General features: G+C 76.1%; 20 protein-coding genes. 11 read left to right on the forward strand and 9 right to left on the reverse strand.

From position 1 onward, the window contains the following. Positions 1 to 120: 120 nt before the first annotated feature. Entirely contained in the window at positions 121 to 2,490 is a 2,370-nt protein-coding gene (locus tag ACIG3E_RS21165; protein ID WP_399618513.1) for a GTPase-associated protein 1-related protein, read from the reverse strand. A gap of 157 nt (positions 2,491 to 2,647) precedes the next feature. Between ACIG3E_RS21165 and ACIG3E_RS21170 the strand changes: the two genes are divergently transcribed. Continuing rightward, the gene (locus tag ACIG3E_RS21170) at positions 2,648 to 3,451 is read left to right on the forward strand and encodes an alpha/beta fold hydrolase (RefSeq protein WP_399618516.1); all 804 of its coding nucleotides are present in this window, start codon (positions 2,648 to 2,650) and stop codon (positions 3,449 to 3,451) included. An 80-nt stretch (positions 3,452 to 3,531) separates the two neighbouring features. Beyond that, positions 3,532 to 4,812, forward strand: a complete 1,281-nt coding sequence (locus tag ACIG3E_RS21175) for a cytochrome P450 (protein ID WP_399618848.1) — start codon at positions 3,532 to 3,534, stop codon at positions 4,810 to 4,812. Positions 4,813 to 4,839: 27 nt separating this feature from the next. On the opposite strand, the gene msrB is transcribed toward ACIG3E_RS21175, so the two are convergent. From msrB to ACIG3E_RS21195, 4 genes are all read right to left on the reverse strand, one after another. Then, entirely contained in the window at positions 4,840 to 5,247 is a 408-nt protein-coding gene (gene msrB / locus ACIG3E_RS21180) for a peptide-methionine (R)-S-oxide reductase MsrB (RefSeq protein ID WP_399618518.1), read from the reverse strand. Positions 5,248 to 5,291: 44 nt separating this feature from the next. Then, positions 5,292 to 6,692, reverse strand: a complete 1,401-nt coding sequence (gene murC, locus ACIG3E_RS21185; protein WP_399618851.1) for a UDP-N-acetylmuramate--L-alanine ligase — start codon at positions 6,690 to 6,692, stop codon at positions 5,292 to 5,294. Between the two features lie 96 nt (positions 6,693 to 6,788). Continuing rightward, on the reverse strand, positions 6,789 to 7,262 hold the full coding sequence (locus tag ACIG3E_RS21190) for an indole-3-glycerol phosphate synthase (RefSeq protein WP_399618522.1): 474 nt from the start codon (positions 7,260 to 7,262) through the stop codon (positions 6,789 to 6,791). A gap of 133 nt (positions 7,263 to 7,395) precedes the next feature. Beyond that, positions 7,396 to 8,181 carry a pyrimidine reductase family protein gene (locus ACIG3E_RS21195; RefSeq protein ID WP_399618525.1) on the reverse strand — a complete coding sequence of 262 codons (786 nt, stop codon included), beginning with the start codon at positions 8,179 to 8,181 and terminating at the stop codon, positions 7,396 to 7,398. 47 nt (positions 8,182 to 8,228) lie between these two features. Between ACIG3E_RS21195 and zapE the strand changes: the two genes are divergently transcribed. After that, the gene (zapE, locus tag ACIG3E_RS21200) at positions 8,229 to 9,323 is read left to right on the forward strand and encodes a cell division protein ZapE (protein ID WP_399618527.1); all 1,095 of its coding nucleotides are present in this window, start codon (positions 8,229 to 8,231) and stop codon (positions 9,321 to 9,323) included. A 55-nt stretch (positions 9,324 to 9,378) separates the two neighbouring features. Beyond that, on the forward strand, positions 9,379 to 10,761 hold the full coding sequence (locus ACIG3E_RS21205) for an alkaline phosphatase PhoX (protein WP_399618530.1): 1,383 nt from the start codon (positions 9,379 to 9,381) through the stop codon (positions 10,759 to 10,761). Positions 10,762 to 10,780: 19 nt separating this feature from the next. On the opposite strand, the gene ACIG3E_RS21210 is transcribed toward ACIG3E_RS21205, so the two are convergent. After that, entirely contained in the window at positions 10,781 to 11,938 is a 1,158-nt protein-coding gene (locus ACIG3E_RS21210; RefSeq protein ID WP_399618532.1) for a methyltransferase, read from the reverse strand. 148 nt (positions 11,939 to 12,086) lie between these two features. Between ACIG3E_RS21210 and ACIG3E_RS21215 the strand changes: the two genes are divergently transcribed. Further along, the gene (locus ACIG3E_RS21215) at positions 12,087 to 12,950 is read left to right on the forward strand and encodes a polysaccharide deacetylase family protein (protein WP_399618535.1); all 864 of its coding nucleotides are present in this window, start codon (positions 12,087 to 12,089) and stop codon (positions 12,948 to 12,950) included. 10 nt (positions 12,951 to 12,960) lie between these two features. Here the strand turns inward: ACIG3E_RS21215 and ACIG3E_RS21220 are convergent, their stop codons facing one another. Together ACIG3E_RS21220 and ACIG3E_RS21225 are read right to left on the reverse strand one after the other, a co-directional pair. Further along, complete coding sequence (locus ACIG3E_RS21220) at positions 12,961 to 13,632, reverse strand: ABC transporter (RefSeq protein ID WP_399618537.1); 672 nt, start codon at positions 13,630 to 13,632, stop codon at positions 12,961 to 12,963. Continuing rightward, positions 13,629 to 14,519 (reverse strand): ATP-binding cassette domain-containing protein, encoded by an 891-nt coding sequence (locus ACIG3E_RS21225; protein WP_399618540.1) that lies wholly within the window; start codon positions 14,517 to 14,519, stop codon positions 13,629 to 13,631. Before ACIG3E_RS21225 ends, ACIG3E_RS21220 begins: the two co-directional genes overlap by 4 nt. Positions 14,520 to 14,579: 60 nt before the next feature. Here ACIG3E_RS21225 and ACIG3E_RS21230 point away from each other — a divergent pair, with 60 nt between their 5' ends. Then, the gene (locus tag ACIG3E_RS21230) at positions 14,580 to 15,299 is read left to right on the forward strand and encodes a peptidyl-tRNA hydrolase (protein WP_399618543.1); all 720 of its coding nucleotides are present in this window, start codon (positions 14,580 to 14,582) and stop codon (positions 15,297 to 15,299) included. On the opposite strand, the gene ACIG3E_RS21235 is transcribed toward ACIG3E_RS21230, so the two are convergent. Further along, entirely contained in the window at positions 15,233 to 15,835 is a 603-nt protein-coding gene (locus tag ACIG3E_RS21235; RefSeq protein WP_399618546.1) for a hypothetical protein, read from the reverse strand. The genes ACIG3E_RS21230 and ACIG3E_RS21235 overlap by 67 nt on opposite strands. Positions 15,836 to 16,012: 177 nt before the next feature. On the opposite strand from ACIG3E_RS21235, the gene ACIG3E_RS21240 reads away from it, so the two are divergent. The 5 genes from ACIG3E_RS21240 (at position 16,013) to ACIG3E_RS21260 (ending at position 21,252) form a co-directional block, all read left to right on the forward strand. Next, entirely contained in the window at positions 16,013 to 16,777 is a 765-nt protein-coding gene (locus tag ACIG3E_RS21240) for a DUF4142 domain-containing protein (protein ID WP_399618854.1), read from the forward strand. Positions 16,778 to 16,892: 115 nt separating this feature from the next. Then, positions 16,893 to 18,254, forward strand: coding sequence for a DUF692 family multinuclear iron-containing protein (locus ACIG3E_RS21245; protein WP_399618549.1), 1,362 nt, complete (start codon positions 16,893 to 16,895; stop codon positions 18,252 to 18,254). A 46-nt stretch (positions 18,255 to 18,300) separates the two neighbouring features. Then, positions 18,301 to 19,368: a TIGR04222 domain-containing membrane protein gene (locus ACIG3E_RS21250; protein WP_399618551.1), complete on the forward strand. Its 1,068-nt coding sequence runs from the start codon at positions 18,301 to 18,303 to the stop codon at positions 19,366 to 19,368. 207 nt (positions 19,369 to 19,575) lie between these two features. Next, on the forward strand, positions 19,576 to 20,382 hold the full coding sequence (locus ACIG3E_RS21255) for a DUF4142 domain-containing protein (RefSeq protein WP_399618554.1): 807 nt from the start codon (positions 19,576 to 19,578) through the stop codon (positions 20,380 to 20,382). A 72-nt stretch (positions 20,383 to 20,454) separates the two neighbouring features. Beyond that, a complete protein-coding gene (locus ACIG3E_RS21260) occupies positions 20,455 to 21,252 on the forward strand; it encodes a TIGR04222 domain-containing membrane protein (RefSeq protein ID WP_399618557.1) in 798 nt (265 codons plus the stop codon). Positions 21,253 to 21,268: the final 16 nt, after the last annotated feature.

Below are 21,268 nucleotides of genomic sequence, written 5' to 3' on the forward strand. Positions count from 1 at the left end.
TCTCGGTGGTGTCACTGCTGTGGTCGGCTTGTTTCACGCTGGCCCTCTCCAGGGGGATCGGTCGGTACGTAAGGACGCCGGGCGCCGGGCGCCGGTTTCGCCCCGGGGCGCCCGCGGCGGTCAGCGGGCACGGAAGCTGTTGCGCCAGGCGGTCCACTCCCGGACGCGGTCGATGCCCTGGCGGTCGAGCATGGCGTCGGCCACCTGGGAGAGCTGCCGGTCGTCGAGGCGGACGGCGACGGGCCCGAGGACCTCGTCGAGCAGTTCGGCGGCGACGCGCCGCCAGTCGTGGCTGATGCCGCGGCGCTCGCGCGGCCGCCACAGGTAGTAGTACGCGGCGACCTCGGCGGGCCGCAGCGGGAGCTCGCGCTCCAGGCGCTCCCTGCGGCCCTCGTCGAGCATGAACGCCCGGTAGGGGTCGAGGAGTTCGGGTCCGGCCGCGACCAGCTGGCCGAAGGCGGGCGGGCGGGCCAGCTGGTCGGCGTCCGCGCGGGCCAGGGCGAGGGCGACGAGCCGGAACACGCCGCGCCGCACGTTGGCGCCGAGGGGGCCCGCGTCGACGCACAGCGCCTCGAAGCGGCGCAGGCCCTGCCGCAGGGCAACCTTGCGGCCGTCGGCGAGGTCCTGGGCGACGACGAGCAGTTCGGCGGTGGCGCGGTCCCGCCGGGGCAGCTGCGTCTCGTGCAGCAGGTCGGCGGCGAACCCGACGAGCTCCCTGTCCACGCCGTCCGGCGCGGCGAGCAGGCCCGTCATGCGCAGCCCGTACCCGGCGGCGACGAGCAGCCGCATCGTGCAGGTGTGCGCCACCCACGACAGTTCGGCGGGGGCGGGGCAGGAGCTGCCCCAGACCAGCCACCACAGCTGCTGGAGCGTGTCCGCGTCGGTGACACGGCGGCGCGGGAGGACCTCGGTGAGCTTCGCGAACAGCTCCATGCCGCGCAGGCCCGCGCCGCCCGCCCGCCAGCGGGCGGCGGCCTCGGCGAGGCGCAGCGGCAGCGGCGCGTTCTCGTCGAGGTTGCGGCGCAGCCAGTCGCCGTACGGCGAGTCGGCGAGCGACACGAGCAGGTCGAGGCGGCGGGTGTGCGGGGTGTCGGCGAGGCGGCGCAGGACGCGGCGGGTCAGCGGCTCGCTGCCGACGCCGTCGAGGACCCGCACGGCCGGTGCGCGCTCGGCTCCGGTGGGGTCGCGCAGCGCGCGGGCGAGCCTCTCGATGGCCTCGTCGATGCCGCGCCCGTCGTCGGCGCCGACGGCGAGGGCGACGCGCAGCGGCTCGGCCCAGGTGTCGACGGGGTCGCGCAGGGCGCGCCGCAGCGCCTTGTCGGCGTCGCCGCCGTACTCGCCGCGCAGGGCCCGCTCGGCCTCGGCGTCGAGCGGCACCTCGGCGCAGACGGCGGTGAGTTCGCCGGGCAGTTCCTCGGGGCGCGCGGCGCCGAGCCGGTGCCGGGCGAGGGCGAGCGCGAGGGGGGCCGCGGCGCCGGGGTCGTGGGCGTGCAGCTCGCGGCAGACGGCGAGCAGGGCGGCGGGGTCGGCGCGGGGGTCGGCCACGGACGCGGCGAGGGTGGCGACGGCCGCCCGCAGCGCGTCGCCGTCGAGCCCGGTCAGCTCGCGCCCGGTGAGGAGCCCGGCGCGCAGCATGCGCGGGACGAGCGGGCCCGGCGCGAAGGGGTCGCCGTCGGCGGCGGCCTCGGGCAGCGGCTCCCCGGCGAGCCAGAGGCGGGCGGTCCAGGTGGCCCAGGTGTCGGTGCGGGGCGGGCTGCCGGGCCCGCCGAGGCCGTCGTGGACGCGGTAGAGGTGGTCGAGGACGGTGGGGTCGCCCCGGTCGAAGTCGGCGTCGGGCCCGATGCCGACGATGTGCTGCGGGGCGCGCCCGGGGTCGGCGGCGCCGGTGGTGAACGTCAGCGACGGCACGTACGCGGCGGGCAGCGAGGCGCAGGCCAGGGCGATCCAGCGGGCGACGGCCCCGGGTCTCTCCTCGGCGACGACGAGCTGCCGCCCGGCCGGGTCGTCGAACAGGCGCCGTACGTCGGCGAGGAAGGGGGCGACGCGGGTCTCGTGGGCGCGGGCGAAGGCGACGAGCTCGTCGTGCCCGACGGCGGCGGGCACGGGGTCCGCGGCGGCTTCCCCGGTTTCCCCCGCTCCCCACCAGGTGATGGGCCACTCCTCGGCGAACCGGGCGAGCGTGTCGGCTTCGGTCAGGTGGTACGCCGCCACGTCGCCCCCGGGGGCCGTGGCGCACAGCAGGCTGCCGCCGTCCGGCAGCCTGCTGTAACTGAGGCCGGTGCCGTCGCCCGAGTGGCCTCGGCTCCGGGTGTGCCCGGTGCCGATGGCCAGTTCGGCCCACTCCCGGAGCTGTCGCTGGTCCTCGCGTTCGGCCCCGTCGGCGTGCGCGGACAGGGGTGACGGGGGCGCGGACGCGGGGACAGGGATCAGTCGGACGGCTCCGGTGACCGGCTCCTCGGCGAGCCGGTAGCTGCGGCGGCGGATGGCCATGCCACATTCTGACCACCCGGGGGCGCCGCCCGCAGGCGGTCGGCCAACTTCCCGCCACCAGGGGGAAATCCAGCCGCCCGCGGGGCCCTGGGGACGCCGGTCCCGACGGGCCGCCGCACCCTTGCGCGGCTTGGGATTCGCGGCCATCGTGGCGGTCGTGACCTCCTTCACGCTCCCTCATGACCTGGTGGGCGAAGGCCCGCACAAGGTGATCGTCGTCCACGGCTGGCTCGCCGACCGGTCGGCGTACGCGCCGGTCCTCGCCGACCTGGACACGGGCGCCTTCGAGTTCGCCGTGGTGGACCTGCGCGGCTACGGCGAGGCGCGGGACGTGCCCGGGGCGTTCACCACGGCCGAGGCCGCCGCCGACGTCGTGGCCCTCGCGGACCACCTGGGCTGGGCGCGGTTCTCGGTGGTCGGGCACTCGATGGGCGGCGGCGTGGCGCAGCACGTCCTCGCCGACGTGCCGGACCGGGTGCGCCGGATCGTCGGGATCTCCCCGGTGCCCGCGTCGGGCGTCGCGATGCCGCCGGAGCAGCGGGAGCTGTTCGAGTCGGCCGGGCACGCGGCCGACAGCCGCCGGGCCATCATCGACTTCACCACCGGCGGCGGGCGCCCGGCCGCGTGGCTGCGCCGCATGGTGGACCTGTCCTTCGCCCGCAGCGACGCGAAGGCGTTCCGCGCCTGGCTCGACTCCTGGGCGGGCAACGACTTCCAGGACCGCGTGGCGGGTTCACCGGTGCCCGCGCTCGCCGTGGTCGGCGCCCTCGACCCGGCCCTGTCGGCGGACGTCATGCGCCAGACCTGGCTGCCCGCCTTCCCCCGCGCCGAACTCGTGGAACTGCCGGGCACCGGGCACAACGCCATGGACGAGTCGCCCCTGGACCTGATCCGCGTGGTGGAGGACTTCCTCCGGGCGGACGACGGCACGGCGGAGACGGCCGGGACCGGCAGCGCGTGACGTCCACCCCGGAGCGGCCCTCCGTACGCCGGGCCCCCGCGCCGGAGAGCCGCGCGGCGGCGGGCGGCGGGGTCGTCGGGGTGCCGGACGTCTTCGACCCGCGCCTGTACGCGCGAGCCGTGCCCTACGACCGCTACCGCGTGCTGCGCGACCACCACCCGGTGGCCTGGCAGGAGGAGCCGTCGGTGCTCGGCTGGCCCGCCGGGCCCGGCTTCTGGGCGGTGACGCGGCACGCGGACGTGACGGCGGTACTCAAGGACGCGACGGCGTACTCCTCGTATCTGGGCGCCACCCAGATCCGCGACCCGGACCCGGACGACCTGCCGTTCATCCGCCGCATGATGCTCAATCAGGATCCTTCCCCGAGCTCTCGGCTCCGGTCGGGCAGCGGGGAGTCCACGGACCACGGCAGGCTGCGCCGCCTGGTGAGCCGGGCCTTCACGCCGCGCCGGGTGGCGCGGTTCGAGGCCCTGGCCCGGCGGCGGGCGCGCACGCTCCTCGCGGGGGCCGTCGCCGAGGCCCGCGCCGGGGACGGCGGCTGCGACGTGGTCGCGGCGGTCACCGACGACTACGCGGTCCTCAACCTCGCGGACCTGCTCGGCGTGCCGCCCTCCGACCGGGGCCTGCTCCTGGACTGGACGCGGCGCGTCATCGGCTACCAGGACCCGGACGAGGCGGGCGAGCCGGTCGTCGGCGCCGACGGGCGGCCGGTGAACCCGCGCTCCCCCGCGATGCTGCGCGACATGTTCGCGTACGCGGGCGAGCTCGCGGCGTACAAGCGGCGCCACCCCGGCGACGACGTGCTCACCACGCTGGCCACCACGCCCGAGGTGAGCGCGCCGGAGCTGGAGATGTGCTTCTTCCTGCTCACGGTCGCGGGCAACGACACCGTGCGCGGGGCCGCGCCCGGCGGCCTGCTGGCGCTCGCCGAGCACCCGGACGAGCAGCGCCGCCTGCGCGCGGGCGCGGCCCCGCTGGCCGGGGCGGTGGAGGAGCTGCTGCGCTGGCACCCGCCGGTGCTGAGCTTTAGGCGCACCGCCGCGCGCGACACCGAGCTGGCCGGGCGGCGGATCCGGCGCGGCGACAAGGTGGTGGTCTTCCACGCCGCCGCCCACCGCGACGAGCGCGCCTTCGCCGACCCCGACCGGCTCGACCTGACGCGGTCCCCGAACCCGCACGTGGCGTTCGGCGACGGCCCGCACGTCTGCCTGGGCGCGCACTTCGCCCGCCTGCAACTGTCGGTCCTGTACGAGGAGTCGCTCGCGGTCACCCCGTTCATCGGCCTCGCCGCCCCGCCCGCCCGCCTGGTCTCGCACTTCATCAACGGCCTCAAGTCACTGCGGCTCACGCTCACCGCGTGACGGGACGTCGCGGGCCGTCCCGGCCGGTCAGCCCTCGTCCGGCGTCAGCCGCAGCGAGATGGAGTTGATGCAGTAGCGCTGGTCCGTCGGGGTCGGGTAGCCCTCGCCCTCGAAGACGTGGCCGAGGTGGGAGCCGCAGCGGGCGCAGCGGACCTCCGTGCGGACCATGCCGTGCGAGGTGTCCGACAGGAGCTCCACGGCGTCGCTGTCCTTGGGGTCGAAGAAGCTCGGCCAGCCGCAGTGGGACTCGAACTTCTCGCCGGACGTGAACAGCTCCGCGCCGCAGGCCCGGCAGGAGTAGACGCCCTTGGTCGTCGTGTCCGTGTACTCGCCCCGGAAGGCGGGCTCGGTGCCCGCCTGGCGCAGGACGGCGTACTCCGCGGGGGTCAGCTCCGCACGCCACTGCTCGTCGGGCTTCTCGACGTCGTACGCCATGGAACGCATCCCCTTACGTGAAGTACGCGATGTACGCGGTGGTCCTACTGGGCGGCCAGGTGGTCCAGGATCCGCGGGCCGAGGTCGGTGACGTCGCCCGCTCCCATGGTGAGAACGAGGTCACCGGGGCGCGCCATTCCCGCGATCAGCTCCGGGGCGCTCTCCTTGTCCCGCGCGGCCCGTACGTCGGCGCCCGCGGCGGTGGCGGCGTCGATGATGAGTGCGCTGGTCACGCCGGGGATCGGGTCCTCGCGCGCGGGGTAGATGTCGAGCACGACGGAGGCGTCGGCGAGCGCCAGGGCCGCGCCCATCTCGCGGCCCAGCTCCTGGGTGCGGGAGAACAGGTGCGGCTGGAAGAGGACGAGGAGGCGGGCGTCGGCCGCGGCGCCGCGCATCGCCTCCAGGTCGGCGGTCATCTCCGTCGGGTGGTGCGCGTAGCTGTCGACGACCTGGACGCCGCGCGCCTCGCCCTTGAGCTGGAGGCGGCGCTTGACGCCGGTGTAGGCGGCGAGGGCGGGGGCCAGCTCGGCGGCGGGGACGCCGAGGGCGACGCCCGCGGCGAGCGCGGCGACCGCGTTGTGCGCGTAGTGGCGGCCGGGCACGGACACGGCGAAGCGCAGCTCGGTGCCGTCGAGGACGACGGTGACCTCGCTCTTGAGGCCCTGGGGGGTCACGTCCGTGATCCGCACGTCGGCGTCGGCGGACTCGCCGTAGGTGACGATCCGCGGGCCGGTGCCGCGCTTGGCGAGCCGCCGGGTCAGTTCGCGGGCGCCGTCGTGGTCGGCGGCGACCACCAGCGTGCCACCGGGGACGATCTTGTCGGCGAACGTCTCGAAGGACTCGTAGATCTCGTCCATGGAGGCGTAGTTGGCGTGGTGGTCCAGCTCCACGTTGAGGACGATGGCGACCTCGGGGGCGTACTTGTGGAAGCTGCGGTCGCTTTCATCGGCCTCGGCGACGAAGATCTCGCCGGTGCCGTGGTCGGCGTTGGAGCCGGGGGCGTCGAGGTCGCCGCCGATGGCGTACGAGGGGTGCAGGCCGAGCGCGGACAGGCTCACGGCGAGCATGGACGTGGTCGTGGTCTTGCCGTGCGTGCCCGCGACGGCGAGCGGACGCAGGCCGTCCATCAGCGCGGCGAGCGCGTCCGAGCGGTGCACGACCGGGATGCCGAGCTCCGCGGCGCGGGCCAGCTCCGGGTTGTCGGCGCGGATCGCCGAGGAGACGACGACGCAGCTGGCGTCGTCGGCCAGGTGCTCCGCGGCGTGCCCGACGTGCACCGTCACGCCGAGCTCGCGCAGGGCGGCGGCGGTCGCGGAGTCCCGGGCGTCGCTGCCCGCGACGCGGGCGCCGCGCTGGGCGAGGATCTTGGCGATGCCCGACATTCCGGCGCCGCCGATGCCGATGAAGTGCGGTCGGGGCATGGCGGAGGGGAGGCCGGGTGCCATCTTCTCTCCCGAGAGGTGTGACGGTGACATGAGCGCCTCCACCCTATCCGCCCCGCCGGAGCCCCGCCGGAGCGCCGCCGGCCGCTCCCGCGCCCGCTACTTCTCGCTGTGCGAGAAGAGCTTCAGGACCGGCACGCCGACCTTGTGGCGCGCCCGGGAGGCCCAGTCGCGGTGGAAGAACTCCTCCACGTAGTGGGGGTCGGTGAGCACGATGACCTCGTCCGCCCCGGCCGCGTCCACGAGCTCGCGCAGCGCGTCGAGGGGGTGATCCTCGATGAGCTTGCCCTCGGCCGTGCTGCCCGCGGCCCGCAGGGCGGTGAGGGAGACCCTGAGGGCCTGCTCGGCGGGGCCGACGGCCGCGTCGCCCTCCGGTACGCCCCCCTCGCGCACCGCCTCGTCGAGCTCGCCGAGTGCCACGTCGTCGATCGCCCGCAGGAGGCGGTCCGCCTGGTCCCCGCGCGGCTGCAGGAGGACGTGGAAGGTGACCGGCTCCTCGCCGTGCAAGGTGGTGACGAACTCCACGTCGGCGGACGTCAGGGCCTTCTCGATCATCAATACGCTTGTGAACACGACAGGCGCCCTTCTCCTCCGTGGGCCGTGGACAAGGCCCCTGCGGAAACCATCCTGCCCCGTGCCTGGACGGGGGCTGCGCACTTTAGTGTGCCCCGCCGACGGCAAACGGAACGGGGGATTCCGCTGATTCTCAGGACCGACGGTATCGGGTGAAGAGGAACCCGGCCTCTTCCAGTACGGACGTCAGTACGAACCGCTCCGGCACCGGCACCCCGGGCCCGCCCGCGATCCGCTGCGCCCCGCCCGCGGTGAGCATCGGGGACACCGTCAGACACAGCTCGTCGAGCACGCCCGCCGCCACGAACTGCCCGAGCAGCCGGGGCCCGCCCTCGGTGAGCAGCCGGGCGAACCCGCGTTCGGCCAGCTCCGCGACCACCCGCGCGGGCTCCGCCCCGGCCCCCTCACCGGCGAGCACGACCTCCGCCCCGGCCTTGCGCGCGGCCTCCACCCGGTCCGTGGGCGCCGCGGCGCCGGTCACCAGGAGCGTCGGCGTCAGCGGCGCGGTGAACAGCGGCAGGGTGAAGTCGAGCTCCAGGCTCGCGCTGAGCACGACGACGGCGGGCGCGGGCGTCTGCCCGGCCCCGGCGCGGCGCGCGGCGAAGGCCTCCCGCGCGCGGGCTGGCCGGTAACCCTCCTGGCGTACCGTTTCCGCACCGACCACGACGGCGTCCGCGAGGCCCCGCAGGGCGCCGAAGATCCGCATGTCGGTGGCGCCGGAGAGGGGCTGGGAACGGCCGTCGTGCTGGGCCGCGCCGTCGAGGGTGGAGACCATGTTGGCGCGCAGCCAGGGGCCCTTTTGGTCCGGGTAGGCGTAGGCTTCGGCCAGCTCGTCGAGGGTCCACTCGCGATCGGTCACAGAACCCGGCGTTCCGGCGGTTTCGGATGTCTGATCGGTCACAGGGAACAGGCGTCGCATGCCCGGCAGTCTTACACGGTCCCGGGCCGGGCCTAGAGTGGATAGACGTGTCAGCCTCCACCGCCGCCTCCGGGCAGAGCCCCATACCCGAAGCGGGCCCCCTCTCCCTGTGCGCCCGCGAGCCGCACGTGCCCGCGGACCGCCTCGTCGCCGAGATGGTGCCGCCGCCGCGCTTCGACTCGGTCCGCTTCGCTACGTACATCCCGGACCCGAACCAGCCGAGCCAGACCGAGGCCGTCGGGGTCCTGAGCACCTTCGCGGCCGGGCTCGGCGGGGCGCACGCGAGCGGGTCGGGCAAACGCAGGTGGTTCGGGCGGGCCAAGCAGGCCGCGCCCGCCGGTCCGCGCGGGGTGTATCTCGACGGTGGCTACGGCGTCGGCAAGACCCATCTGCTCGCCTCCCTGTGGCACGCCACCCCGGCCGAGCCGTCGCTGAAGGCCTTCGGCACGTTCGTGGAGCTGACGAACCTCGTCGGGGCGCTCGGCTTCCAGCAGACGGTCAAGACCCTCAGCGGCCACCGGCTGCTGTGCATCGACGAGTTCGAGCTGGACGACCCGGGCGACACGGTCCTGGTGTCCACGCTGCTCGGCAAGCTCGTCGAGGCGGGCGTCGCCCTTGCCGCGACCTCCAACACGCTGCCGGGCAAGCTCGGCGAGGGCCGGTTCGCGGCCGCCGACTTCCTGCGTGAGATCCAGGGCCTGTCGGCACACTTCAAAGCGCTGCGCATCGACGGCGAGGACTACCGCCACCGCGGCCTGCCCGAGGCCCCGGCGCCGTACTCGGACGAGGAGGTCACCAAGGCCGCGTACGCCACCGAGGGCGCGAGCCTGGACGACTTCCCGCACCTGCTCGACCACCTCGCGCGCGTCCACCCGAGCCGGTACGGCGCCCTCACCGACGGCCTCCGCGCGGTCTGCCTCACCGACGTCACGCCGGTGCCCGACCAGTCGACGGCGCTGCGCCTGGTGGTGCTCGCCGACCGGCTCTACGACCGCGAGGTGCCGGTGCTCGCCTCCGGTGTCCCCTTCGACCGGCTGTTCGGCGAGGACATGCTCAACGGCGGCTACCGAAAGAAGTACTTCCGGGCGATTTCGCGGCTGACGGCGCTGGCACGCGACGCCAAGGGGCTCGTGAACGGCTGAGACGCGTGGTACACACAATCGGGTCATGTCCTGTCCGCCAGCAGGAGGTTGCCCCATGTCCGCGACACGACCCAGCGCGACCAGACGTCAAGTACTCGCCCGCACCGGCGCCTTGGGGGCGTCCATCGCCTTCACCGGCGCCCTGTCGGAGCTGTTCGCGGGCACGGCCACCGCGGCCGCCCAGGGCCGGGCGGGCTACGGCCCGCTCGTGCCCGACCCGGCCGGACTCCTCGACCTGCCCGAGGGCTTCCGCTACCAGGTCCTGTCCCGCGAGGGCGACCCGCTGCGCTCCGGCGAGGGCAGGGTGCCGAGCAACCACGACGGCATGGCCGCCTTCCGCGGCCGGCGCGGCGGCGTCCACCTGGTGCGCAACCACGAGAACCGCGTCGGCGCGAAGATCGGCGTCCCGACCGTCAAGGGCCTGACCTACGACCCGGCCGCCAAGGGCGGCTGTACGGCGCTCGCCCTCGACCGCGACGGCGACGTGCTCGGCGAGCGCGTCGCCATCGCGGGCACCGCCGTCAACTGCGCGGGCGGCCCGACCCCCTGGGGCACCTGGCTGACCTGCGAGGAGACCGAGGACAAGGCCGGGACGAACGGCTACACCAAGGACCACGGCTTCATCTTCGAGGTCGACCCCGTCGACCCGCGCCGCACCGGGGCCGTCCCGCTGACGGCCATGGGCCGCTTCCAGCACGAGGCGATCGCGGTCGACCCGTGGCGCGGTGTGGTGTACGAGACGGAGGACGCCTTCCAGAAGCCGTTCGGCCTGTTCTACCGCTTCCTGCCGGACCGGCCCGAGGGCGGCAGGGGCTCGCTGCGCGCGGGCGGCCGCCTCCAGGCCATGCGCGTGCCCGGACTGCCCGACCTGTCGGCGGTCCAGGAGACCGGCGCGTCCTTCCGCGGGGTCGAGTGGGTCGACGTACCGGACCCGCTCGCGGTCTCCACGCCCATCCGCAACCAGGACTTCGGCCCGAAGGGCATCACGCACGCCCAGAAGTTGGAGGGCTGCTACTGGGGCGGCCGCTGCGTCTACTTCGTCTCCAGCTACGCGCGCAGAACGGAGGGCTCGGCGGGCGACCACTACGGCCAGGTCTGGCGCTACGACCCCGCGCGCCGCTGCCTCACCCTCGTGATCGTCTTCGGCCCGGACACGGACGTCCAGCTGCCCGGCGAGTCCCCCGACAACATCTGTCTGACGCCCAGCGGCGGCCTCATGGTCTGCGAGGACGGCAGCGGGATCCAGCACGTGTACGGCGTCACGCGCGGCGGCCGGGTGTACGCGATGGCCCGCAACGCCCAGGCCATCGGCACCCCGCAGGATCCCGAGTACGGCGAGTTCGCGGGCGTCACCTTCTCCCCCGACCACCGCACGATGTACGTGAACTGCTACAACCCGGGGACGACGTTCGCCGTCACGGGCCCTTGGCACGGGTAGCGCTTCGCTGGAGCCGCGGCTAACCGGCCGGGGCGAGCCGCCACAGGGAGGTGGTCTCGGCGGCTCGGGCCGTGTGCAGGGGGTCGCCGGGGTCCGAGGCGCGCGGGTGGCGGGGCTTGGCGTCGTGCCGGTCGACGACGGTGAGCCCCGCCGCGTCGAAGGCGTCCAGGAGCTCCTGGCGGCCGCGCAGGCCGAGGTGTTCTGCCAGGTCGGAGAGGATCAGCCAGCCCTCGCCCGCGGGCTCCAGGTGCGCGGCGAGCCCGGCGAGGAACGCCTTCAGCATGGCGCTGTCCGGGTCGTACACGCCCTGCTCCACCGCGGAGGTGGGGCGGGCGGGGAGCCAGGGCGGATTGCACACGACGAGCGCGGCGCGGCCTCGCGGGTACAGCGCGCCGCCGTCGACGACCTCGACGCGGCCGGTGAGGCCGAGCCGCTCCACGTTGTCGCGGGCGCAGGCGAGGGCGCGGGGGCTGCTGTCGGTGGCGACGACCCGGCCGACGCCGCGGCGGGCGAGGACGGCGGCGAGCACGCCGGTGCCGGTGCCGAGGTCGAAGGCGGTGCCGGTCGCCTGGAGGGCGGGCGCGGGCAGCGGGGCCGTGGCCACCAGGTCGACGTACTCGCCGCGGATCGGCGAGAACACTCCGTAGTGCGGGTGGATACGGCCGCCGACAGCCGGGATCTCCACGCCCTTCTTGCGCCACTCGTGGGCGCCGATCACACCGAGCAGCTCGCGCAGCGAGACGACCGTGCGCCCCTGGGGCGGGCCGTACGCCTCCGCGCAGGCCTGGCGCACGTCGGGGGCGCGGCGCAGGTCGAGCGCGTGGTCGTCCTCCAGGACGACCAGGAGCATGCCGAGCACGCGGGCGCGGTGGCCCCGGGACTGGCGGTGCCGGTGGAACGTCTCCGCGGGGGTCGACCCGGGCTTCGGGGTGAGGCGGTCCAGGCGCCGCCCCAGCGCCTTCAGGAGCTGGCGCGCGCCTTGGTAGTCACCGCGCCACAGCAGCGCGGTGCCCTCGCAGACCAGGCGGTAGGCCTTGTCGGCCTTCATCCGGTCGTCCGCGACGATCACCCTTTTGGGGGCGGCCGCGCCGCTCTCGGAGTGCCAGCGGGCTCCGCGAACGGCCCCGGGCTCGGGCCCCGCGGGCTCGGTCCAGCTGATGTCGGGCGTCTCGGACATCGGTGCCTCGTCAACTCCTCGGGTTCCCCTGGGCGCCGATGGACGCCCTCAGGACGATGGCACACCGTGCCCACCAGGCCAAACGGGCCCCGCGACGCCACCTCTCACTTACCCGATTTACCGCTTGTGTGCCGATACCGTCCTGCGTGTGATCACTCGTACCCGGAAGTGGACCGCCCTCCTCACCCTCGCCGCGGCCGCCCTCACGGCCTGCGGCACCACCCCCGACGCGCCCGCCTCCGCGCCCCGGCCCGAGCGGCCCGCCGCCCCCGCCCACCGCGCGGCCCCGCCCACCCTCGCCCCGGGCCCGCAGGGTCTGACCCCGGTGTTCAGCAGGGCGCCCGGCGAGCGGGCGCGGCCCGCCGTGGCCCTCACCTTCGACGCCGACATGACCGCGGGCCAAGGTCCCCGCGCCACCGGGGGCGAGCGGTTCGACAACCCCGAGCTCGTCGCGACGCTGCGCCGCCTGAAGGTCCCCGCGACGTTCTTCATGACGGGCCGCTGGGCCGAGGAGTACCCGGCGCAGGCCCGCTCCATCGGCCGGGACCCGCTCTTCGAGGTGGCCAACCACTCCTACAGCCACTACGCCTTCACGGCCGACTGCTACGGCCTGCCCACGCTGCCCCGCGACCGCGCGCGTGCCGACGTGGAGCGCGCGTTCGCCGCCTTCCGGCGGGCGGGCGTCACCCGGACCGTGCCGTACTTCCGCTTCCCCGGCGGCTGCCACGACCGCGCCGCCCTGCGCGCCCTGGCCCCGGCCGGGGTCACGGCGGTGCAGTGGGACGTGGTGAGCGGCGACGCCTTCGCGACGGACCCGGACGCGGTGGCGCGCCAGGTCCTGCGGGAGGTGCGCCCCGGTTCGGTCGTGGTCCTGCACTGCACGCGCAGCGCGGCCCCGGCCACGGAGGGCGCGCTTCGGCGCATCGTCCCCGCGCTCCGCGAGCGCGGCTTCCGCCTGGTCCGGGTGTCGGAGCAGATCGGGGCCGCCCGCGCCCACAGCCAGGGCGGCTGAGCGGCCCGGCTCACTCCCGGCGCGCGCAGGCCCCGCAGGCGAGGGCCACCGCCGCCGCGGCCACCGCGAGGGCCGCGGCGACCGCCCCCACCGGCAGCGGCACCGTGCCGTCGCGCGATCCGCGCGTGAGGTCGGTGAGGACCGCCTTGGCGGGCGATCCCGTGGTCACCAGGGCCAGGAGCGCGACAAGCAGGAGCGCGGGCACCGCCCGCCCCGGCGAGCGCAGCAGCGGCCTGCTGGTGAGGGCGCCGACGGCCGTGCCGAGCAGCGCGCTGACCAGCATCGCGAGGAGCCCCGCCGCGGCGGCGGGCCCGCGCGCCACGGCCGTCCGGTGGTCGGTGCTCGCCGCGTCGCTGATGACGGCGACGGCCGCGGCGGCCGCCGCCCCAAGCGCGCTCGCCGCCAGGAAGGCGGTGAGCAGCGCGGCGAGGTGCGCGCGCCCGGGCCCCGCGGCGGCCGCCGTGCAACCGCGCGCGGCGGGCGGTTCGTTGGTGACGCAGATCCGCACCAGCCAGGCCGTCACGGGCAGCAGGGCCGCCGCCGCGTACGCGAGCGAGTCGAGCACGGGCTGCCCGCCCTGGACGCCGACGGCGAGGAACACCGCGTAGAGGATGACCGGCGCGAGCCAGCGCTGGGAGCGAAGGAGCAGGGCCGTCTGGTACCGCAGCAGGGCCGCCGTCATCGCCGCTCCTTTGCCGTCCGTACGCCGATGACGTGCCAGGGCGGGCTCGCCGTCAGGAGTTCCCGCAGGACCAGGTCCGAGTGCGGCTCCGCGACGCGGAGGCACTGGGTGTCCGGCTCGGGGCCCGGCTCGGCCGTCCCCGGGAGGCCGGGCGGCAGCGGCGCGCCGCGCGGGCCGCGGACCTCGATGACCACGGCGGGACCCGCGGCCGCCGGGTCCGGCGCGGGCCGCTCCGCGCGGCGGTGCACGCCCGTGCCGGTCGTCTCGTACGTCTCGTCGGGGAGCCCCGCGAGCCGTCGCGGGTCGTGGTCGACGAAGACGGCGGCGCCGCCGGTGGCCGTGTGCTCGGCGACGGCGCGGTCGAGGACGTCACGGGCGGCCGCGTCCAGGCCCGTCCACGCCTCGTCGAGGACGAGCAGGCCGGGCTCCGCGAGCAGGGCCTGGGCGACGGCGACCTTCTGGCTGCTGCCCTTGGACAGTTCGGGCAGGGGGGTGTCCGCGTGGCCCGCGGCGTCGAAGCGCTCCAGCCACGCGCGGGCGCGCCGGGCCGCCTCGGTGCCGCTCAGGCCGTGCACGCGGCCCATGTGCGTGAGGTAGCCCGCGGCGGTGAACGGCAGGGCGGCCGGGAAGCGTTCGGGGACGTAGGCGGTGCGGGGGCGGCCGTGCACGCGGCCCTCGGTGGGGGCGTCGACGCGGGCGAGGAGCCGCAGGAGCGTGGACTTGCCGGTGCCGTTCGCGCCCTGGACGCGGGTGAGGGTCCCGGCGCGCACGCCGAGGGTCACGCCGCGCAGCACCCAGGGGCCGCGCAGGCCGTAGCGGCGGCCCGCGCCGTCCAGTCGTAGCGCGAAGTCCGTGGTTCCCCTGCCGATGCCCCCCGTACGTCCCATGCGTCCCATCCTCGCGCACCGGCCCCGGGCGCTGTCGGGCGTCCCTGGCAGACTGGTTCGGTGAGTGCTTACGAACCCCAGGCCGACAGTCCCTTCCGTGCCGAGCCCAGCGAGCGCGACCGGGCGCCGCAGTTCGTGCTGCCCCTGGTGGCGCGCATCGAGCGGGCGGCTCCCCCGGCGCGTACGGACGCCCTGGAGACGGCGGCGCGCGCGGTCCTGACGATCCTCAGCGACGAGCGGTCCCTCGGCGAGGGCGCGTGGGCGCAGGCGATGCGGGACTGGCAGGACGCCCGGATCCGCAAGGTGGTGCGCAGGGCGCGGGGCGCGGAGTGGCGTCGCGCGGAGGCCCTGGACGGCATCACGGTCGCGGGCAAGGCGGCGGAGGTCCGCGTCTATCCGCCGGTCCCGCTGGACGGCTGGCCCAAGGACCTGGCCCGCCTCCAGGTGTCGGGCACGGACCTGGACGACCCGGAGCCGCCCCTGGACCCGGAGCCGGGCACGCCGGTGCTCTGGCTGAACCCCGAGGTGACGATGTCGGCGGGCAAGGCCATGGCGCAGGCCGGGCACGGCGCGCAGCTCGCCTGGTGGGAGCTGACGGCGGCGGACCGGGCGGCGTGGCGGAACGCCGGTTTCGCCCTGGCGGTGCGGACCGCGCCGCCGTCCCGCTGGCGGGAGTTGACCGCGAGCGGCCTCCCGGTGGTGCGGGACGCGGGCTACACGGAGATCGCCCCCGGCTCCTGCACGGTGGTCGCCGACCACCCGGCCCTGCGACGCCCCTGACCGCCACGACGGCCCCCGGCCCGACCGCCCGGCAGCGGGCCCCGCCGGGCTACCCCGGGGCCGTCCTTACCCTCGTACGCCGACAGGGCCGCCTGGCGCTTCTCAGCGGTCTTGTGGAAGTGTGGTGCGGTTCGGCAGCGCCCCGAAGGGGCGCGGGGCTGTGCCGATATGCGGCTCCGCCGCGCGGGCCCGACCAGCCACGACGGACCCGCAGGCGATCGACGGCCCAGTGCGGCGATTCCAGCGAAGCGCTGCGCCGCCTCGTCCTGGACGGCCGCCCAGGCCCTGCGGGCCCGCTTGTTGGCGACGCACCGGGTGTCGCTGCGCAGGAAGCCCGCCCCGGCGGCGAGGCCCGCCGAGAGCAGCGCGAGGAAGGCCGCGGGCACCCGCGCGTCCGCGGTGGCGAGGCCCGCCGCGCCGGAGACCCCGGCGAGCAGCGCCGCGGGGAAGCCGAGGACGACGTCGACCACCGCCCACCACAGCGCTCTGCGGTCCGCGCGCCGCACCCGCAGGGTCGCCTCGTCGCGCAGCCGCACGGCCTCCAGGCTCCAGGCCCCGTACCGGCGCCTCTCCCGGGTGGCGCGTGACTCCCGTCACAGCCGGGCCCCGCCGTGAACACCCCGCCCACCCCTCCCGTACCTTCCCGTACCACCAAGTGGCTTGGTCAGCAGTTCCGTTGCGGCCCGGGAGGCACCTTGCGGCGCACCATGCCCATCAGGCACATCAACGGCACGGCCCTGATCATCGCGGCCCTCGTCGTCACCGTGGGGGCGCTCGCGTTCCCCGTGTGGTCGTACGCCGACCGCTCCGGAACGGGCCAGGCGAACCTCAACGCCGGGAGCGTACCGACGCGTTGGGGCCCGCTGTCGGCCACCGACCGGGACTTCCTCGTGCGGGTGCGGCTCGCCGGTCTGTGGGAGATACCGGCCGGGCAGCAGGCCGTGGAGCGCGCGCCCACCAAGGCCGTCAAGGAGGCCGGTGACCACCTGATCGTCGGGCACACCGACCTCGACCAGCGGGTGCGCGGGGTCGCCGCGCAGCTCAACGTGGAGCTGCCCAACCAGCCCAACGAGCAACAGCAGGGCTGGCTCAAGGAGTTGACCGCGGCGAGCGGCGAGACGTACCAGCGCAAGTTCGCGAACCTGCTGCGCGTCGCGCACGGCAAGGTGTTCGCCCTGATCGCCCAGGTGCGGGACGGCACCCGCAACTCCCTGGTGCGCCAGCTCGCCTCGGACGCCAACCAGACCGTCCTGGACCACATCACCATGCTGGAAGGCACCGGCCTCGTCGACTTCGACGCCATCGCGGACGGCAACGCCGCGACCTCCACCGCGAGCCCCACCGGTCCCCCGGCGCCCGGCGGCACGCCCCCGGAGCCCGCCCCCGCCGGTCCGAGCGGCGACGTCTCCGGCACCTCACGGCCCTCGCCCGGCGCCCCGGGCACCGTCGTCACCGACCGGCCCGAACCTCAAATGTAGCTCTGAACCCGCTGATCAGAGGGTTCGGGCAGCCCTGTCGCGGTCATGACTCCGGCGTCGAAGGAGGATGCAAAGGCGCGTCACGGAGCGAAGGACCAAGGACACGGGGGGAAGCATGGTGCGGTTGGGTACGGGGATCGGCTGGCGGCCGGAGATAGCGGAGGCCGTGGAGCGCATGCCCGGCGTCGACTGGGTCGAGGTCGTGGCGGAGAACGTCTGCCCGGGGCATCTGCCCGAGTCCCTGACGCGGCTGCGCGAGCGCGGCGTCACGGTCGTGCCGCACGGCGTCTCGCTCGGTCTCGGCGGCGCCGACCGGCCCGACGAGACGCGGCTCGCCGCGCTCGCGGAGCGCGCCGTGGCCCTGGGCGCGCCGCTCGTCACCGAGCACATCGCCTTCGTCCGGGCCGGGGGGCCGCTCACCGCCTCGCAGCGGCTCGAAGCGGGACACCTGCTGCCGGTGCCGCGTACCCGCGACGCCCTCGCCGTGCTGTGCGAGAACGTCCGGATCGCGCAGGACGCCCTGCCCGTGCCGCTCGCCGTGGAGAACATCGCGGCCCTGCTCGCGTGGCCGGGCGAGGAGCTGACGGAGGGGCAGTTCCTCTCCGAGCTGGTGGAGCGCACCGGCGTACGGCTGCTCATCGACGTGGCGAACCTGCACACCAACCACGTGAACCGCGGCGAGGACCCCGTCGAGGCCCTCGCCGAGCTGCCCCTGGAAGCCCTCGCGTACGTGCACGTGGCGGGCGGCTTCGAGCGGGACGGCGTCTGGCACGACAGCCACGCGCACCCCGTGCCGCAGCCGGTCCTCGACGTCCTCGCCGAGCTGGCGGCGCGCACGGACCCGCCGGGCGTGCTCCTGGAGCGGGACGAGAACTTCCCCGCGCCGGGCGAGCTCGAAGGCGAACTGGACGCGATCCGCGCGACGGTGGCGAAGGCGGCGGGGTCGGGGGACCTCGGCGCCGGGCCCCTCCCCGGCACGGGCGCGGCCCCGCAGGCCCCGGCTTCGGCCCCGCAGGCCCCGGTCGCGGTCCCGGACGCCGAGGCCCTGGCCACCGCCCGTGAGCGCGTGGCCCTCGCGCAGGCGTCGCTGCTGTCCGCGCTCGTCGCGGGGACGCCCGCGCCGGAGGGCTTCGACCGGGCCCGCCTTCGCGTGCAGAGCCGGGCGCTCGCCGCCAAGCGGGCGGACGTCGTGGCGAAGGTCGCGCCCGAGCTGCCGGAGATCCTCGGGGACGCGTACCGGAGCGAGTTCCGGGCCTACGCGGCGGGGCGTGCGATGACCGCGGGCTACCGCCGCGACGCCCTGTCCTTCGCCGAGCACCTGCTGCTCGCGGGCCGCCCCGAGGACGCCGCGGCGCGCGGCCGCCTCACCCACTGGTGGCTGGACCGCTCGGGGCCGCGCCCCCTGGAGGGCCGCCCGGTGACGCGCTGGCTGCGCACCGCGCGGCTCGCGCTGCGCCGGAGCCAGGCGCTCCGCTGACGCGGCGCCCCACACGCACGCACACGCCGTTCTCGGGGGATCAGCCATGCACCGCACCCACCTGACGCAGACCGCCCTGTCCGACGCGGCCGCCGAGGCCCTCGCGGGGTGCTACTTCCTGCTCGTCGTCGCCTCGTGCGCCGCCGTCGTCGCCGGGGTCTTCCTGACCCGGCGGCGTCCGGGGCGCGGCCGCGCGAAGCCGCCCCACGGCTCCTTGGACGACGCCTACGAGGCCGCGTTCCTCGCGGGCGGGCCCGGCCGGGTCGCCGACGCCGCGCTCGCCGCCCTGCACGAGGACGGCCGCCTGCTGGTCACGCAGCCCGGCCTCGCCGGTGTCGCCCCGGGCGCCGCGGCCCGGCACCCGGTGGAGGCCGCGGTGCTCGCCACGTACGCCACCGCGCCCAGCGGCGCCCTGCACTGGCTGCGCGCCGCGGTGATGCGCGCCCCGGCCGTGCAGGGGCTCGGGGACCAGCTCGCCGCCCGCGGTCTGATGGTGCCGCCGGGCCCGCTGCGGCCCTGGCGGCGCCGGATCACCGCGCATCTGGTCCTGTGCGCGGCGGGCGTGCCGCTCGGCCTCGTCCTGCCCTCGACGTCCTCGGTCGGCGGGTCCAACTCCGCGTTCTCGGACCTCCAAGTGGTCCTCGTGGTGCTGCTCGGCGGTGCCGTCGGCGTGCTCTGCTCCCGGGTGGCCAGGGACCGGGCGACCGCGCGCGGCCGCGTGGCGCTGCGCCTGCACCGGGCCCGCACCCGCAAGGAGGAGCGGGGTGCCGCGCACGCGGTCGCCGCGCGCGGCCTGCGCGGCGTCGAGGACACCGAGCTGCGCAAGCAGCTCGCGCAGGCGCGGCGGCTGCGCGTCGGCCATCCGCCCGCCGTGCCCGTCGCCGCCTCCCCCGCGCCCTCCGGGACCACCGAGCTGTGGACCGGCGCCCCCGTCGCCTGGTGCGCGGGCGGCACCGGCTGCGGCGGCCCCAGCTGCGGCACCGCGAACCGCGACGGCGAGGGCGAGGGCCGCGGCGGGTCCGGCTGCGGCAGCGGCGGGAGCGGCTGCGGCGGGGGCGGCTGCGGGTCGGGCTGCGGGGGCGGCTGCGGCGGGGGCGGCGGCGGAGGCGACTGACCGCCGGGGCACGGCCGACGCGCCACCGCCGAGGGCGCCGCCGAGGGCGCCGCCGAGGCGCCCCCGCGACCGCCCCTGCCGCATCCCACGGGCGCGCACGACCGCCCCACGTGCACGCCCCCGTACGGACGTTGACGTACCTCGCGCGGTATCGCGGCCCCCGGCCTCCGACACGCACTAGCGTGCACAGGCGCTACAGGAGGCTTCATGCGATCCCGATTCGTCCGCGGCGGCGGACTCACCCGAGGCGGCGGACTCACCCGAGGCGGCGGGCTCATCAGCGGCAGCGGGCTCGTGCTCGTGGGGCTCGTCGTCACCCTGGCCGCGCTGGTCTTTCCGGTGTGGTCCTACGAGGACCGGTCCGGCACCGGCCTCGACGCGCTCAACGCGCAGACCGAACCGTCCGAGTTCGGGCCGCTGTCCGCGCTCGACCGGGACTTCGTCACCAAGGTGCGGCTCGCGGGCCTGTGGGAGCTGCCCGCCGGACAGCAGGCCGAGGAGCGCGGCACCACCCAGGCCGTGCACACCGCGGGCGAGCACCTCGTGGAGGGGCACACCTTCCTCGACGCGCGCGTCCGCGAGGTCGCGGCGCGGCTGCGGCTCGAACTGCCCAGCCAGCCCACGGCCCAGCAGCGGCGCTGGCTGGCGGAGCTGAGCGCGGCGCGCGGCGCGGCGTACGACGAGACGTTCGCGAACGTCCTGCGGCTCGCGCACGGCAAGGTCTTCGCCCTCGTCGCCCAGGTCCGCGCCGGTACCCGCAACTCGCTGGTGCGGGCCCTCGCCGAGGACGCGAACACCACGGTCCTCGACCACATCAAGGTCCTGGAGGCCACCGGGCTCGTCGACTTCGACCGGATCGCCCGCGACGGCGCGACCTCGGGCCCGCGGCCCGCGACCCGCTCGCCCGCGCCACCGGGCCCCGTGGACGGCTCGCCGCCCCCGGCGTCGCCGGTGACGCCGACGCCGAGCTTCACGCTGCCGCCCGCCGTGTCCCGGCCGCGGCCCCGCCCCTGAGCCCTGTGATCCTCGTCCACATCGTGGAATTCCGCTGGCGCCGGCACCGGAGGTTCCCATAGAAACACCGGCATGTTCTGGGTTCCGCTGCTGCTCCTCGCCTGCACCGTCGCCGCCCTGTCCTGCGGGCGGCTGTGCCTGGCCGCCGTGCACGCCGCGGCCGCCGAGGCCAGGACCCCCCGGTCGACGCGGAGCCTCACGCTGTACGAGGCGGCGTTCCTGTCCGGCGGCCCCGGCCGCGTGGCCGACGTGGCGCTTGTCTCGATGGCGCGACGGCGGCGGCTGCTGCTCGCGCACACCGGCTGGGCCACGGTCGTCGACCCGGTCGGCTGCGACGCCCGGGACGCCCCGGACGCCATGGAGCGGTCGGTCCTGGGCGCGATCGGCCCCGGCGGGCAGTCCCGGATCCCCCCGGTGCGCCGGGCGACGGCCACCGCGGACGCGGTGCGGGCCCTCGCCGACCGCCTGGTCGCGGCGGGGCTCGCGGTGCCGGACGGCTCCTGGTCGGGCATCGCGGGCGCGCTCCGGCAGGTGCGGGCCGCGGCGGCCGCGATCGCCGTGCTCGGGGCGTGCGCGACGCTGCTCCCCGGCCAGGGGCAGGGCGACGACGTGCCGGTCGCGGCGTGGTTCGCGCTGCCGCTGCTGCTCACCCTGAGCTGTCTGGCCATCGCCCGCTTCGAGGTGCCCGCCTCGCGCTGGGCGTCGCCCGCCGGGCAGCGGCTGCTCGGCGCGGTGCCCTCGCGCGACGACCTCACGGCGCTCGCCGTGCGCGGGGTGCGCGCCCTGAACGACCCGGGCCTGCGCGCCGCGCTCTCGCACCGGGACCCGAACCTCGACGGCTACCGGTCCACGCGCCAACAGGGTCATTGAGCCGACACCGACCGGC

The organism is Streptomyces sp. NPDC053474, from assembly GCF_044544845.1.
Classification (GTDB): domain Bacteria; phylum Actinomycetota; class Actinomycetes; order Streptomycetales; family Streptomycetaceae; genus Streptomyces.

What these genes read in the sequence shown, in the direction of transcription:
- ACIG3E_RS21245 (WP_399618549.1), top strand. Translation starts at nt 16,893, where the DNA reads ATGGTGCGGTTGGGTACGGGGATCGGCTGGCGGCCGGAGATAGCGGAG.
- ACIG3E_RS21165 (WP_399618513.1), bottom strand. Translation starts at nt 2,490, where the DNA reads ATGGCCATCCGCCGCCGCAGCTACCGGCTCGCCGAGGAGCCGGTCACC.
- ACIG3E_RS21260 (WP_399618557.1), top strand. Translation starts at nt 20,455, where the DNA reads ATGTTCTGGGTTCCGCTGCTGCTCCTCGCCTGCACCGTCGCCGCCCTG.
- murC (WP_399618851.1), bottom strand. Translation starts at nt 6,692, where the DNA reads ATGGCACCCGGCCTCCCCTCCGCCATGCCCCGACCGCACTTCATCGGC.
- msrB (WP_399618518.1), bottom strand. Translation starts at nt 5,247, where the DNA reads ATGGCGTACGACGTCGAGAAGCCCGACGAGCAGTGGCGTGCGGAGCTG.
- ACIG3E_RS21220 (WP_399618537.1), bottom strand. Translation starts at nt 13,632, where the DNA reads ATGACGGCGGCCCTGCTGCGGTACCAGACGGCCCTGCTCCTTCGCTCC.
- ACIG3E_RS21210 (WP_399618532.1), bottom strand. Translation starts at nt 11,938, where the DNA reads ATGTCCGAGACGCCCGACATCAGCTGGACCGAGCCCGCGGGGCCCGAG.
- ACIG3E_RS21250 (WP_399618551.1), top strand. Translation starts at nt 18,301, where the DNA reads ATGCACCGCACCCACCTGACGCAGACCGCCCTGTCCGACGCGGCCGCC.
- ACIG3E_RS21225 (WP_399618540.1), bottom strand. Translation starts at nt 14,519, where the DNA reads ATGGGACGTACGGGGGGCATCGGCAGGGGAACCACGGACTTCGCGCTA.
- ACIG3E_RS21205 (WP_399618530.1), top strand. Translation starts at nt 9,379, where the DNA reads ATGTCCGCGACACGACCCAGCGCGACCAGACGTCAAGTACTCGCCCGC.
- ACIG3E_RS21195 (WP_399618525.1), bottom strand. Translation starts at nt 8,181, where the DNA reads ATGCGACGCCTGTTCCCTGTGACCGATCAGACATCCGAAACCGCCGGA.
- ACIG3E_RS21255 (WP_399618554.1), top strand. Translation starts at nt 19,576, where the DNA reads ATGCGATCCCGATTCGTCCGCGGCGGCGGACTCACCCGAGGCGGCGGA.